Here is a 14,634-nt window from a genome sequence, read left to right on the forward strand (position 1 = left end):
GTGACGAATTTATTTGAATAGAGTTTAAAAAGTGTCCATTCAAAGATTTTAAAACAACAGAATAAGACAAAAAGTTTATTTGTTGGAAGATGTTGATTTGTATTAAAATGGTTTTACGTGGAATATTGTTATTTATGAGATTTTAACTATTGAAGGTTATGTTTTTCCAAGTAGAAATTGCCCAATTTAAATCACTTTTTTCATCAAAATAAAATGCTGTTTGGATTACTTCTTGATCTACTATAGAAAAACCAATAATCAAGTTATAAGTTTTATTTTTATCAGTTTCTTCTATTAAATATCCAATTCTAAAGACTTCAGAATCAGAAAAATCAAATTTTTGTAATGTTTTAGATTTTGTCTGATCTCTATTTTCAACGTCTTTTTTGTATTCTTCAAAAAGCGCTTCTCTATTTAGATCCGAATTCCATATAGAAAGTCTAATAGACTTATCTCCAGTTGTATAATATAAAGTCCCATCTTTTTCTATAGTTCTTTCAAAAAGATTATTTATCTCAATTGACCATTCTTTTGTTAGACGGTTAGTTATCATGAAATCATCTTCCAAATCAAAATCGGTAACTCTGTACCAATCCAAGTTGTCTTCGGTTCTCTCGTAGACAGAACCAATTCCTTTCAATAAAATATTTTCGAGGGAAGGATCAATTTTTAGAATTGTAGACGGATTATATATTCCGATATTATTTGGATCATCAGTATATTCCTCAGATTCAAAGCCTGTAAAAATTCTCCAGCCACTATCTTCTGAGCGGGTTCTTTTTTCCCTATACAGAAAACGTGGTTTAATGTTTTGATCAACAATCATTTTTGAAACCATAAGGCCGCCAATCGATGGGAAGTTTTCGAAATTATTTTCGTTAGACTTTTTATTTGTTTTGAAGAATTTCATTTAATTGTTCTTTTTATATAAATTATAAAATTAAAGGCTAATAATTTATTTAAGAGGGAGCTTAAGATTTTAAAACAACAGAATAAGACAAAAAAAATCCTGCTCTTTCGAACAGGATTAAAAGTATTTTATAGATTTTCGACCAGAATCCAAGCTTGTGGATTTTCGCCTTTTTGTATTTCTTTTTGGGCTTGTTCAGCTTCTTTCATTGTAGCATAACTTCCGTACAAAACAGGAAATAAACCGTGTTTGTTTTCTTTGAGCATTCTAGCTTTGAAACCATCTTTAATTAATTGGTTATAAGCTTTTCTGGCATTTTGCTCACTTCTAAAAGCGCCGGCCATAATGTGGTAAGGCATTGTGGTTTCGACTGTTTCAACAGCAGCAGAATCTACAGAAAGAGTTACAGCTGGAAGTGGACTTTTGATAAAGAAAGTGGCTTCTTGAATTTTGTTTTGTACTTTTTTCTGAACCGCTTGTTCTACAACAAGTGTTTGGTTATCAATTTGATTTTGGTATAATGGATAACCAATGCTTCCTGTAATTCCTAGTCCCAAAACCAGAATTGCAGCATATCGCAATAACGGATTTGAAGATTTGGTTTCTTCTTCACTTTCGTATATTAAAACGGCATCTTTTTCTTTTGCTGCAATCTTTTCGATTTTTTTCTCGAATGCCTCTTTTTTCACCATTGGAGAAACAAAAGGACTCAGTCCAAAAGAAGCAGATAAATAGTTGGTCTGATCGTTTGGCTTGAAAACAATATTGCTTTCAGAATTTAAACGTAGCTCTCCAATATTTTTTAAAAGAATTACGCCATCTTCTTCTAATGCTTTTTTCCAATTCAAAATTTCAAAAGCAATTGCGCTAACAGCAAAACCATAAGATGTTTTTTCTGCTTGTGCAATATGATTTGCCAACAATCCGTCATTATTTTTGATACGGCTGTTGAAAGAAATGGTTTTTTTTGGCGGAAAAAACGAATTAGTGCTTTCATTCAGCTGCGCCGAGTGAGTTTCTGTTAAAAATGCACCAAACCCTGGAACCGTTACACACTGATAACGATACAATAACTGTGAGATATATACTTCGATTTTCATAGTAACAAAGTTAGACAACGCGTATAGTTATCAAAATTTTATTCACAATTTTTATTAACAATTCAGAATTATTTTTAGACAATTCGTTTTCAATTAATTAAGTGGTAGGTTTTTCTTATTTAGAAAGCATCACGAGAATTATTTTTAAAATTTATTAAGAAATTACTTTGTTTTATAGATATTTGCGCCTCATAAAAAGTAGATTTATTTTTTCTATTTTACATAATGTTAAAAACAATGAACGATCAGGAATTATTTAATTTACTTGCCTTGTTAAAGGTTGATGGAGTGGGAGATATAATGGGCAAAAAGTTGCTTAATTCTTTTGGTGATGCTTCTGCTATTTTTAAAGCTAAAAATTCGCAATTAGCAGCAGTTGACGGAATTGGAAGTGTTTTATTGAAAAATCTGAAAGATAAAAGTGTTTTTGAGAAGGCAGATAAAGAACTTTCGTTTATTAAAAACAACAATATTCAGATTTCTTTTTTTCAGGACGAAAACTACCCAGAACGGCTTAAGCATTGCATTGATGCACCAATTCTGATTTTTACCGCTGGGAATCTGGATTTCAAAAACAAAAAAATAATTAGCATTGTAGGTACACGCCAGATTACTTCTTATGGAACAGATTTCTGTAAAAAATTGATAGAAGATATTGCTCCTCTTGATCCTGTAATTGTAAGCGGATTTGCTTATGGAGTTGACATCGTGGCGCATCAGGCCGCAATGGATTTTAATTTGCAAACTGTTGGCGTACTGGCTCATGGCTTAAATCAAATTTACCCGAGAACTCATAAAAAGTACATGGCCAGAATGGAAGAGAAGGGCGGATTCATAACCGAGTTTTGGAGTGATTCGAATCCGGATAAAGAAAAATTTGTGCTCCGAAATCGTATTGTTGCTGGGATGACTGAAGCTACGATTGTAATAGAATCTGCCGATAAAGGCGGATCTTTAATAACGGCAAATATGGCTAATGATTACAATCGTGATGTTTTTGCAGTACCAGGCAGAGTGACAGACAAGTATAGCCAAGGCTGCAATAATTTGATTAAAACTCAGAAAGCAAATGTGTTAACAAGTGCCGCAGATTTGATTTATATGTTGAATTGGGATATTAAAGAAAATCCAAAAACGATTCAGAAACAGCTTTTTGTAGAATTAGAACCCGTAGAACAAAAGGTTTATGATTTTCTCCAGAAAAACGGAAAGGAATTATTAGACATCATTGCAATTGAATGTGAAATCCCAATCTTTAAACTATCTGGAATTCTGATTGGTATGGAATTAAAAGGCGTTATAAGACCGCTTCCTGGAAAACTTTTTGAGTCAATTTAACGCAGAAAATCTTATATTATTTTCTTGTAAAGTGTTTGTACAATCGGTATAAAATGTAAATCAGCAATAAGCCAAAAACAATATTTAGGATTTGAAATACATACGGGGGAACATTGTAATCTTCAATATACTTATCCATCTTTTGGTTTTTAAATGATTAATATTCTTGAAGTTACAAAAAATAATTAAAACAAACATTAAAAGAAAAACGCTGATCAATTTTAAATGATCAGCGTTTTTTTTAAAACTTTTTTTTTGGATTAAATTATTTCCCAAATCCTAAAACTTCTCTAACCTTTGCCAAAACACCATCGGCAATTACAGAAGCTTTTGCAGCGCCTTTTTTCAACAAAGCGTCAACTTCTTCAAGGTTATTGATGTAGTAGTTATATTTCTCTCTTTCTGTTTTGAATTTCTCTGTAATCAATTCAAACAAAGCTTGTTTAGCGTGGCCATAACCATAATTTCCACCTAAATAGTTTGCTCTCATTTGAGCAGTTTGTTCTTCATTTGCTAGCAAAGAATAGATCGCAAATGCATTACATGTATCTGGATTTTTTGGAGCTTCAAGTGGAGTCGAATCAGTTTCAATACTCATTACTTGTTTGCGTAATGTTTTGTCGTCCAAGAAAATATTGATGATATTGTTTGCAGATTTACTCATTTTTCCTCCGTTTGTTCCAGGAATCAGCATAATGTTTTCCTCAATTTTAGCCTCAGGAAGAACAAAAGTCTCACCCATTTGGTGATTGAAACGAGCCGCAACATCACGAGTAATTTCTAAATGTTGCAACTGATCTTTTCCAACCGGAACAAATTCAGCGTCATATAATAAAATATCGGCAGCCATTAGCATCGGGTATGTAAAAAGTCCCGCGTTAACATCATCTAAACGATCGGCTTTATCTTTGAAAGAATGCGCTAAAGTCAATCTTTGAAATGGAAAAAAACAGCTCAAATACCAAGTCAATTCTGTAGTTTGAACCACATCAGATTGTCTGTAAAAAGTAACTTTGTCAGGATTTAATCCACACGCAAGCCAAGCCGCAGCTGTGCTATAGGTGTTTTCTCTTAAAGTCTTTCCGTCTTTAATCTGAGTGATGGAATGCAAATCGGCAATAAACAAATAAGATTCATTTGCTGGATCGTTTGATAATTCGATTGCCGGAATAATTGCGCCTAATAAATTTCCTAAATGCGGTGTTCCTGTACTTTGAACACCAGTAAGTATTTTTGCCATTCTAGTTTTTTCTGAAATGCAAATGTCGTGATGTTTTTTTTAATCGCAAAGTGCGCAATGGTTTATCGTTAAGTTTTGAATTTTTTTTGAGTTATTTTTAACGCAAAGCGCGCAAAGGATTTTCGCAAAGTTTTTAAAGTTATCATTGTGAAGATTTACTTTGCGATAAGTTCACAAAGCTTTATGTATAAAATATGGGCAGAGAATGTTTATTTTATAAAATTAGACAGCATGGAAAATTTTGTTTGTAGCGCAGAATTCGGAGAGTTTTATTGAGTTGTTTTTAACGCAAAGCGCGCAAAGGATTCGCAAAGAAAAGAAGTTATGTTTCTTTAAGAGATTGCTTTGCAATAAGTTCACAAAGCTTTATCTGTAAAAGATAAGCAAAGAATGTTTGCTTTATAAAATCATATAGCATGAAAAATTTTAATTTAGTCCAGAGTTCACAGAGTTTAGGAATATTTTTGAGTTTTTTGAAGATCACAGTGATTTTTGATGTTTTTAAAAATTATTTATTACTCTCCTGATGCCATTTTTTAAAAGTGCTTCGTTGAAGTTTATTAATAAACCAAGTTTGTAGTTTCCTAATCTCAAATACGTTAATGTTTGAGCTAAATGGTTTACAGTGAGAGCTTCAACGGCTTTTATTTCTACTATGAATTTGTTTTCGATTAATAAATCGATACGATAGCCACAGTCTAGTTTTATTTCCTCAAAAATTAGCGGCATTGGTTTTTCCTTTTCTACTAGGAGACCTTTTTGCTTCAGTTTATAAAATAGACATTCTTGATAAACATTTTCTAACAAACCAGGTCCAAGTTTTCTATGTATTTCAATTGCTAGACCAATAACAATAGTCGAAATTTCATTTTCATTCATTTTTTATTTAATTTTAACGCAGAATTTCGTATAAAAATAAAGAAAAATATTTAATAGATTTTGAAAAATTTGAGCTAAACTCAAAAGAATACGAATCTTTGAGAACTTTTACTTTAGTAAATCTCGAAAATAAATTAAACTTCTTTACTCTGCGGAAAAACTCAGCGATCTCTGCGCTAGAAATAAAAGCAGTGAGGAGAATAAATTCTATATAGAAAATTCATTTCGGTTTTCTTACATTTGAAGCTATGAAAATATTTAAAATTGCTTTTTGGATTCTTTGGAGAGTTTGGTTTTACGTTTTGATGGCCATTCCAATACTTATTATGTTACCTTTTCTGGTAGTTTCTATCCTTTCTGAGAAAGGATATCCATATTTCTTTAAAATGGCCCGCATTTGGGCTAAAATCATCCTTTTCGGAATGGGTTTCTTTTATACCGTAAAACGCGAACAGAAACTTATTAAAGGCAAAAGTTACATGATTGTGGCCAATCACACCTCTATGACCGACATTATGCTTACGTTGGCTTTAATTAAAAATCCGTTTGTTTTTGTTGGGAAGAAAGAGCTAGTAAAAATTCCGCTTTTTGGATTTTTCTATAAAAGAACTTGTATTCTAGTTGACAGAAGTTCGTCTAAAAGTAAAAATGAAGTTTTTAAAAGAGCTCAAAACAGATTAAATCAAGGTTTAAGTATTTGCATTTTTCCAGAGGGTGGAGTTCCAGATGACGAAAGCATTTTGTTGGATGAGTTTAAAGATGGCGCATTCAGGTTAGCGATAGATCATCAGATTCCAATTGTTCCGATTGTTTATCCAGATAATAAAGAACGTTTTTCATATACTTTTTTGAGTGGAAGTCCAGGAAAAATGCGAGCGCGAATTTTACCTTTCGTAGAGACAAAAGGATTGACAAGTGACAACAGAAAAGAATTAAGAGATCAAGTTAGAAATATAATTTATAATGGTTTGTTGGATTATCAGAAGTAACAACCATAAAAACATTATGTAAAATACAAAAGCCGGTAGATGATTGAATCTACCGGCTTTTCTTTGAATTAAAAACCCCCTATTTTTATTCAAAAGTTATTATCTGTGAATTATCTTTTCTGAAATAAAACGCAATACTTTTTTAAATCTCAATTTGGTTTTTCTTCGGTTTTTACTGTACAACAATTCCATTTTTTCTTTCATGGTTAAAAATATTAATGGTTGATAATAAAGAGTTTAGTTAATAACTCAAGTTAATGTCACATTATTATAGATGTAGAAAAATTAAAAAGGTTGCGTCAAAATTTAAAAAATTTGATAAAACCCGTCAGATGAAGATAAATAACGGGTTTTTAATCAAATAACCAACCAACGTAAATTCTAAAAAAAACTCGAAATTGATATATGGCAGTACCAATTATAAACTGCTTTTTATAGAGATGGATGTTTTGTAAAAAGGTTGCGTGAAAATTTCATTTTTATTTTGAAATAAAAAAAGCCGAGTAATTTTTACATCACTCGGCTTTTTAAAAGCGTCTTTTTTCGACTTATTTTTTAGGCATTTGCCAATTCTTTTATATGTTCTTTAATTTTAATTTCCAGTTCTTCAGCAAGTTCTGGATTATCTTTAATTAAAGTTTTAACAGCATCACGACCTTGACCTAATTTTGTATCGCCGTAGCTAAACCAAGATCCTGCTTTTTTAACGATATCAAATTCAACTGCTAAGTCTAAGATTTCACCCGTTTTAGAAACACCTTCTCCGTACATAATGTCAAATTCGGCAGTTTTAAATGGTGGAGCCACTTTGTTTTTAACGATTTTTACTTTGGTTCTGTTTCCGATTACGTTTTCACCGTCTTTAATTTGAGCAGAACGACGAATATCTAAACGAACAGATGCGTAAAATTTAAGTGCGTTACCTCCAGTTGTAGTTTCTGGATTTCCAAACATTACACCAATTTTTTCACGAAGCTGGTTGATAAAGAAAACAGTACAATTTGTTTTACTGATAGTTCCAGTAAGTTTTCTCAATGCTTGAGACATCAAACGTGCGTGAAGACCCATTTTAGAATCTCCCATTTCACCTTCGATCTCACTTTTTGGAGTTAAAGCCGCCACAGAGTCAATTACAACAATGTCTATAGCTCCAGAACGAATTAGGTTTTCAGCAATTTCTAAAGCCTGCTCTCCGTTGTCTGGTTGAGAAATGATTAAGTTCTCGATATCAACATTTAATTTCTCAGCATAATTTCTATCAAATGCGTGCTCGGCATCGATAAAGGCAGCAATACCACCTGCTTTTTGAGCTTCTGCAATAGCGTGAAGCGTCAAAGTTGTTTTTCCAGAAGATTCTGGACCATATATTTCGATAATTCTTCCTTTAGGATATCCGTTTACTCCAAGAGCTAAGTCAACACCTAGTGAGCCAGAAGAAATCGTTTCTACTTCTACAATGGCTCTGTCGCCCATTTTCATTACGGTTCCTTTTCCGTAGGTTTTGTCAAGTTTGTCAAGCGTTAATTGTAGTGCTTTTAATTTGGCTTCTTTCTCTGAACTCATTTTTTTCTAATATCTAAATTATTGTTTTGTCTTTCTGGATAAAAATAAGAAAATTCTTCTGTAATCTTATTAATCTGTTTTATAATTTGTAAAATTACTTCTTTTTTTGAAGTTTGATTGTTCCAAATTGTCACAAAATCGTTCTATAAAAATAAAGCCTTTAATTCTGTAGCATCAGAAGGTTTTATTTTTCCAGCAAGCAATAAACTCAATTGTTTGCGACGAAGCGCTGCATCAAATCGCTGAATTTCTAGCTCGGTTTCTGGAATAATTGCTGGAACTTCAACAGGTCTTCCAGTATCGTCAACAGCAACGAAGGTGTAAATTGCTTCGTTGGCTTTGGTTCTGTTTCCAGATTCGCGGTCTTCTACCCATACGTCAATAAAAACTTCCATCGAACTTTTGAATGATCTTGAAACTTTTGCCTCTACGGTTACAACGCTTCCAAGCGAAATTGCTCTATTGAAGGCAACGTGATTTACAGAAGCCGTTACTACAATTCGGCGCGAATGCCTGCGGGCTGCAATACTTGCGGCGCGATCCATTCTGGCTAATAATTCACCACCAAAAAGATTGTTTAAAGGATTTGTTTCGCTCGGTAAAACTAAATCAGTTAAAATAGTTAGGGATTCTGAAGGATGTTTTGGATTCATTTTTTTAAATAAAATTTGTTTTAACGCCTATAATAAAAAGGCTTTTTTTGCCACAGATTTCACAGATTAAAATGATTAAAAAATCTGTGAGAATCTGTGAAATCTGTGGCATATTTTAGTTCAACCAATAAACAGCCATAACGGCTGGAATAAAATATATAACAATGGTTCTCGCACCATCGTAATCTTTTGCAAGTCTCTGTCCGAAAAGCATCATTAACAAACAGATACATGAAAATATAGCTCCGTAAAAACCAAATTCTCTGCCATTATTTGTAAATAATTGAATTCCCCCAACAACACATAAAATTCCAGAAATTAATTCCAAAATTAGTAAATGTAAAAGAGCCAGAGGAACCTGATTTTTTAGTGGTGTTTTGGCAAAGTGTTCTTTAAGCCAAGCCACATTATCTTTCCAATAAAAAATTTTTTCGTAACCCGATTGTAAAAAAGTTAAAGCTAGAAAAGCTAAAAGTAAAATTGAGGCAACATTGTTCATTATGAATTATTTTTTATGAATTAAACGAGTCAATTTGATCGATAAATCGGTAAGGATTATTTTCGCATTTCCATTTCTTTCAATATGATACAAAGCATCTGAAAGTTCCTTAAATATTTCGTGAATGTTATTTCCGTTTACGAAAGGCGCAAAATTCTCTAATTTGAATTTATCGACTTTCGGCTCAATATAAACCAAACTTGGCGTTTGATAATTTAGCATTAGAGCTTGACGGAACATTTCAATACAATACTGAATGAATTTTTTCTGGCTTTCGCGTCCCAGCGTAGCAATCTGCTCGCTCCACGAAATTAAATCCTGGATGGCGGCTGCATTTCCTTTTGCTCTAAAAGCGGCACGAACCCAATTGACAAACCATTGTTCGAACGGAAGATCATCATCATCTTCTTTTAACAAATGCAATGCTTTGCTAAAATTGCCTTGTGCCTGATGTGCAATTTTTTTGGCTAAGCCGGCATCTATATTTTCTTGGGCAATTAAAGCATCGGCAATAACTTTTTCTGGCAGTCCATTAAAATGAATTACCTGGCATCGCGAACGTATGGTTTGGATAATATCCTCTTCGTTTTCAGAAATCAGAATAAACATGGTTTTTTCTGAAGGTTCTTCCAGAAGTTTTAGAAGTTTATTGGAAGCGGCAATATTCATTTTATCGGCCATCCAAATAATCATGATTTTGTATCCGCCTTCATACGATTTTAGCGAAAGCGATTTTAAAACTTCCTGTGCATCTTCAACGCGAATTTCTCCTTGCTTGTTTTGTACACCCAAAATTTTATACCAATCGAATAAACCTCCGTAAGGCATTTCTTGAATAAAACTACGCCAATCTTGAATAAAATCTAAACTCTTAGGTTTTGTTTTTACATCTTCGGTTGTAACGGTTGGATAAATAAAATGGAGATCGGGATGAGAGATGTTATCAAACTTTAGATTACAAGAATCGTTTCCGTTTGAATTTTCGTCGCCGGTATTGTTGCACAAAATATATTGAGCATAAGCAATGGCAGTTATTAATGTACCACTTCCTTCTGGACCAACGAATAATTGTGCATGAGGAATTCTACCAGAAGCAGCACTTTTTATCAAGTGGCTTTTGATGTAATCTTGACCTAAAATTTGAGAAAATTGCATTGCGCAAAGATAGAAGAAAATGTGGAGGCAAAAATTTTCAGGATAAGATTATTTAGTAGTTCACAATTTTCAAATTCGGAGTCGAAGCGAGTAGATGATTTTTTAAATTTTCGGGATCACTTTCGACAGAATTTTGTTAATAAATATCTTCAAGTGAGTAAATATCAAGATGTTTTTGTTAATATTTTTTTTCGAAATTCGACAAACGTAGGTTTTTTTTGGCTATTTATAGAGTTAATTTTTTATTTTTTATAGATAATCTCTTACGATTTTTTAATTAACATTTTTAACAAAAAGCCCGTTAAAACGCACATTTTCTCGACATAAGACTGGTTTTTAAGGTTTTTTTAAGGAAATTTTTTGAAAAAAAAATTCATTAGAGTTGTAATTTAAGTTAATTTCTATATTTTTGTTTTTATCAACAACCAATTATAAAATAAGAATCTATGAAAGGGAAAATTATTCTATTTAGTGCTTTTTTTATCTTAACTACTGCAGCTGTTTCAGCACAAGCTAAAAACGCACCGAGAAGTATTATTAGTACAACTGCTCTTATCCGAAAATACCATGATCAAAAAGAATTAAGTGGTATGCAAAAGGGTGAACTTTTGGAATTATACATCGAGCGTATCAAAGTATTAGTTAAAACTCTCCCTTACATTGCTTTGGTTACTAAACCTGGAGTTACTATGGCCGACCTTGGTATTCCAGACGACAACGAACACAAAAAAGTATTAGATGCTCAGGCAGTAGGTACATCAACATTTTTGGATACAACTGTAGAATTCCAAAGAAAAATGATGCCTTACTCTGATAAAGGAAATCTAATCGCGGCAATCTTGTTCTACGAAAGTACATTGAAATCATTACACGAGTTCAACGATTTGAACGAAATGTAATAAAGCATTTTTTTTGAAATTTTTTTCTGGAAAGTCTCAGTAAATATTGCTTTGACATTCTTCGAAAACAAAATAAAAAAAACTCATTCTCGAGGGTTCTGTAAAATTCCAGAAAACTCGAGAGGAGTTTTTGCATTTGCGCATACCCAAATTTATTATTAACCGTAATACCCCCTTATCATGAAAAAAATTACTCAATTAATCTGCGTTCTTTTGACAGTTACGAGTATGAGTGCTCAACAAGAGAAAGGAATTATGGGCTACACTAATTGGTTAAACAATTGGACCGAGTTTAAGCCTAATAAAGTTGACTATGGAGAAGCAAACCAAATTTTAGCAGGAAATATTTCTGTTAATACCAAATTGCTAAAAAGAAATATCTACGTTCTACAAGGAAACGTTTATGTTACAAACAATGCTGTTTTAACTATCGAACCTGGAACTGTAATTATTGGTGATTTCGAAACAAAAGGAACATTGGTAGTTACAAAAGGTGCACAATTAGTGGCTGATGGTTTAGAAACAGATCCAATTGTATTTACTTCAAACCGCAGCATGAAAAAAGCTGGAGATTGGGGTGGAATTGTAATCCTTGGAGATGCACCAATTAACAAATTCGGAAATGTTGGTTCTTATAACCTTGACTTAGATCCTACAATGACTACTTATGGTGGTGACAATGTAGCTTCAAACTCTGGAGTTTTAAGATTCGTTAGAATCGAGTTTGCTGGTAAAAAAGTAAAAGGTTTAGATACTTTCAACGGGTTAACTCTTGCAGCTGTTGGAAACAAAACTGTTCTTGAAAACATTATGGTAAGTTACGCTGGAGGAGATTCTTTCGGGATCTTAGGTGGTGACTTAAATGCTACAAAATTCGTATCTTATAAATCAGTTAACGACGACTTTAAATTTTCTCAAGGAGTTCAATGTCGTTTCTTCAACTCTTTAGCAGTTAGATCTTCTTACTTCTCAAGTACTAAAGACGGATCTCGTTGTATGGAGGTTAAATCTTATGAGAAGAAAAGTGAAACAGACTTCACTAAAAAACAAACTTTAGTTGTTGCTAGTAATATTACAATGGTTAACGACAGCGAAAACATTAAAGCTGACATTCAAGCAGGTTTAGTAAAAGAAGCTGTTTATGTAGCAGAGAATGCTTCTCTTGAAATGAAAAGAAGTGTAATCTCTGGATTTAACCCTGCTGTATTATTAGATAGCAAAACAGAAATCAATGATGCCAACCTTAAAAAAATCAAATTTGAGGAAATGTATTTCAACTTATGTAATGGAAACATCTTTACAGAATACAATTCTAATAATGAAGATCTAGAAAGCTGGTATGGAAACAGTGTTTTCTTTAATGTAATGTCACAAAGTGATAACAAAGAAACATTCATTGATATGTTCAATCCAAAAAAACCAGATTTTAGATTACAATTAGGAAAAATCACAGCTTCTAGCGGTAATAGATAAATAGTTTCGATTTTTATTTCCCACGCGTAAATTTTATTAATTAAGTCCCCAGACACAATTTATGTATCGTCTAAAGGGCCTAAATAAAGATCAAAACATAATGGTATCTACGAAAAAATATTTTTTATATATAATATTTTTGGTTTCGCCTATTTCGTTAACTCTATATGCACAGAATACAGCAGAACAACCTACAAAGGCTGCTGGTTCTGAGCACAGTTTAACTTTGGCTTGTAATAACCAAAAGAACAGTAATAATAGTGCTGTTATTGAAAACAGCAATTTTAATCAGTTTATAGTAGGGATGTCCAACCCCAAGGACAGCCTTACTATAGCGGCTGAGTCAAATACATTATCTAACGATTGTGAAGAGAATTCTACACTTGCGGCTACTTCAGTTCTTGCAAAAGAAGTGATTGAAAACTACAAGTATGATTTCTCAGAAACATTCATAGATATCTTGTTTTTTGAGCGTATAGATCTAGCAAGAACACGCACTATATGATTCAAAAAATTACTTTATCTTTTTTTAAAGTTTTAATATTATTTAGCATTTTACTATTTGCTAGATCGAATGCCTATGCCCAAACTATAGCGCCTCAAACCTTTGATGGGTTAGAAAAGCTTTGTGCTGGTAATTCGTTCAACGAGTTTTATGCTTCTTTTAGTTATATAGATTTTCCCGCAGGTACTACCTTCGTAGTGGAGCTTTCAGACGCTGCGGGAAATTTTACTACTCCTGTTGCCACAACTTTGCTTCAAACTGTTGATGTTTCTGCAACTCAAAAAACAATTAAATATGCAGTGCCTACAAATTTAGTTGGCTCTGATACCTATAGTCTTAGAGTAAAAAGTTCAACAGGCGTTACGAGTTCAAGATTTAGAAATTCTTTAGGAAATACTGCATTTCCTGCATACTTCAAACCATACGAATCATCTTTCTTTATCAATGGTAAGACTGATACAGCAATGTTATGCGCTGGTGGTAGTTTAACCCTTTCTGTTAGTGCAGAGACTCCTTCTCCAATCAATATTTCTAATATTAAATACAAATGGTACAAAGATGATGTTCTTATCGTAGGACAATCCTCTAAAGACATAGTTATTAATAGTACAGGAAAATATTATGCAGAGATTGATTATGGTCAATGCTCTGATGTTAACTTTAGTTCTAATCGTGTTAATGTTGTATCTTCTTCTAATGGATCTAACGTAACTATTAATTCAAGTTTAGGAAACCCATTTTGTGCTAGTGGAACTGGAACTATTTTAACTGCAACGTCTGGAAATAGTTACACTTGGAAAAAGGATGGAGTCTTAATAGCTGGTGCTACTAACCGTACTTATTCTACAAACGAATCTGGAGTGTATTCTGTTGAAGTCGATTTTGGCGGATGTAAAGCAACTGGAACTATCGATTTGAAAAGCAATAGTTTCGACGCAAGTATTGATGCTGAGGATGGATATAAATTAAGCGAAGGAGAAACAGTAACGGTTACTATTACTACAGATGCGGCAGACGCAACTTATGAATGGTATTTAAACGATAACTTAATTCCTAATGAAACAACAAGATCGTATGTTGTAGCTGTTAAAGGTAATTATAAAGCTAAGGTTTCTTTGGCATCTGGATGTGTTTCTAGCAAAGAGTTTACATTTAGAATAAATGGAGATTCTGGGCCATCAAGTGTTATTCCAAACATTATCAAATTAAGTGGTATGAATCCGTACTGGAATATTCCAGACGAATATAAGAATGCAAATACTAAGGTAATGATCATTAGTTCAAACGGAGATATGGTTTTGGATGTAGTGAATTACCAAGGCGATTGGCCTCAAAACAATATAGATTTTAAGAATGTAAATCCCGTTTATTACTATGTCATTCAATCCGACACAGGTGAAAAAAAAGGATCAATAACTGTTATAAAATAAT

The 14,634-nt window shown here is 32.8% G+C and carries 15 protein-coding genes; 6 read left to right on the top strand and 9 right to left on the bottom strand.

Annotated elements, in window-relative coordinates:
* Positions 1 to 142: 142 nt before the first annotated feature.
* Positions 143 to 910 carry a DUF2185 domain-containing protein gene (locus ACFO3N_RS02590; protein ID WP_379795104.1) on the bottom strand — a complete coding sequence of 256 codons (768 nt, stop codon included), beginning with the start codon at positions 908 to 910 and terminating at the stop codon, positions 143 to 145.
* 128 nt (positions 911 to 1,038) lie between these two features.
* Positions 1,039 to 2,010, bottom strand: coding sequence for an HU domain-containing protein (locus ACFO3N_RS02595; RefSeq protein WP_379795105.1), 972 nt, complete (start codon positions 2,008 to 2,010; stop codon positions 1,039 to 1,041).
* Positions 2,011 to 2,247: 237 nt separating this feature from the next.
* Between ACFO3N_RS02595 and dprA the strand changes: the two genes are divergently transcribed.
* On the top strand, positions 2,248 to 3,348 hold the full coding sequence (dprA, locus tag ACFO3N_RS02600) for a DNA-processing protein DprA (RefSeq protein ID WP_379795106.1): 1,101 nt from the start codon (positions 2,248 to 2,250) through the stop codon (positions 3,346 to 3,348).
* Between the two features lie 16 nt (positions 3,349 to 3,364).
* Here dprA and ACFO3N_RS02605 read toward each other — a convergent pair whose 3' ends face one another.
* From ACFO3N_RS02605 to ACFO3N_RS02615, 3 genes are all read right to left on the bottom strand, one after another.
* Positions 3,365 to 3,487, bottom strand: a complete 123-nt coding sequence (locus ACFO3N_RS02605) for a hypothetical protein (protein ID WP_284705077.1) — start codon at positions 3,485 to 3,487, stop codon at positions 3,365 to 3,367.
* A gap of 126 nt (positions 3,488 to 3,613) precedes the next feature.
* Entirely contained in the window at positions 3,614 to 4,588 is a 975-nt protein-coding gene (trpS, locus tag ACFO3N_RS02610; RefSeq protein WP_379795107.1) for a tryptophan--tRNA ligase, read from the bottom strand.
* 501 nt (positions 4,589 to 5,089) lie between these two features.
* Positions 5,090 to 5,467: a GxxExxY protein gene (locus ACFO3N_RS02615; protein ID WP_379795108.1), complete on the bottom strand. Its 378-nt coding sequence runs from the start codon at positions 5,465 to 5,467 to the stop codon at positions 5,090 to 5,092.
* A 248-nt stretch (positions 5,468 to 5,715) separates the two neighbouring features.
* Between ACFO3N_RS02615 and ACFO3N_RS02620 the strand changes: the two genes are divergently transcribed.
* Positions 5,716 to 6,456 carry a lysophospholipid acyltransferase family protein gene (locus ACFO3N_RS02620; protein WP_379795109.1) on the top strand — a complete coding sequence of 247 codons (741 nt, stop codon included), beginning with the start codon at positions 5,716 to 5,718 and terminating at the stop codon, positions 6,454 to 6,456.
* A gap of 555 nt (positions 6,457 to 7,011) precedes the next feature.
* Here ACFO3N_RS02620 and recA read toward each other — a convergent pair.
* From recA to ACFO3N_RS02640, 4 genes are all read right to left on the bottom strand, one after another.
* On the bottom strand, positions 7,012 to 8,019 hold the full coding sequence (recA, locus tag ACFO3N_RS02625; protein WP_095930180.1) for a recombinase RecA: 1,008 nt from the start codon (positions 8,017 to 8,019) through the stop codon (positions 7,012 to 7,014).
* Between the two features lie 143 nt (positions 8,020 to 8,162).
* Positions 8,163 to 8,672 carry an acyl-CoA thioesterase gene (locus ACFO3N_RS02630; RefSeq protein WP_095930181.1) on the bottom strand — a complete coding sequence of 170 codons (510 nt, stop codon included), beginning with the start codon at positions 8,670 to 8,672 and terminating at the stop codon, positions 8,163 to 8,165.
* Positions 8,673 to 8,787: 115 nt separating this feature from the next.
* Positions 8,788 to 9,171: a DoxX family protein gene (locus ACFO3N_RS02635; protein WP_095930182.1), complete on the bottom strand. Its 384-nt coding sequence runs from the start codon at positions 9,169 to 9,171 to the stop codon at positions 8,788 to 8,790.
* Positions 9,172 to 9,177: 6 nt separating this feature from the next.
* Entirely contained in the window at positions 9,178 to 10,326 is a 1,149-nt protein-coding gene (locus tag ACFO3N_RS02640; RefSeq protein WP_379795110.1) for a DNA polymerase III subunit, read from the bottom strand.
* Between the two features lie 446 nt (positions 10,327 to 10,772).
* On the opposite strand from ACFO3N_RS02640, the gene ACFO3N_RS02645 reads away from it, so the two are divergent.
* The 4 genes from ACFO3N_RS02645 (at position 10,773) to sprC (ending at position 14,633) form a co-directional block, all read left to right on the top strand.
* Positions 10,773 to 11,225 carry a hypothetical protein gene (locus ACFO3N_RS02645; protein WP_008465732.1) on the top strand — a complete coding sequence of 151 codons (453 nt, stop codon included), beginning with the start codon at positions 10,773 to 10,775 and terminating at the stop codon, positions 11,223 to 11,225.
* Positions 11,226 to 11,405: 180 nt separating this feature from the next.
* Positions 11,406 to 12,698: a hypothetical protein gene (locus tag ACFO3N_RS02650; RefSeq protein WP_250834672.1), complete on the top strand. Its 1,293-nt coding sequence runs from the start codon at positions 11,406 to 11,408 to the stop codon at positions 12,696 to 12,698.
* A 100-nt stretch (positions 12,699 to 12,798) separates the two neighbouring features.
* Positions 12,799 to 13,203: a hypothetical protein gene (locus ACFO3N_RS02655; RefSeq protein WP_248728796.1), complete on the top strand. Its 405-nt coding sequence runs from the start codon at positions 12,799 to 12,801 to the stop codon at positions 13,201 to 13,203.
* On the top strand, positions 13,200 to 14,633 hold the full coding sequence (gene sprC / locus ACFO3N_RS02660; protein WP_379795111.1) for a gliding motility protein SprC: 1,434 nt from the start codon (positions 13,200 to 13,202) through the stop codon (positions 14,631 to 14,633). The genes ACFO3N_RS02655 and sprC overlap by 4 nt, the downstream gene beginning before the upstream one ends.
* The last annotated feature ends 1 nt before the right edge of the window (position 14,634 follow it).

This window comes from Flavobacterium chungangensis, from assembly GCF_042654045.1.
In the GTDB taxonomy this organism is placed as follows: domain Bacteria; phylum Bacteroidota; class Bacteroidia; order Flavobacteriales; family Flavobacteriaceae; genus Flavobacterium; species Flavobacterium chungangensis.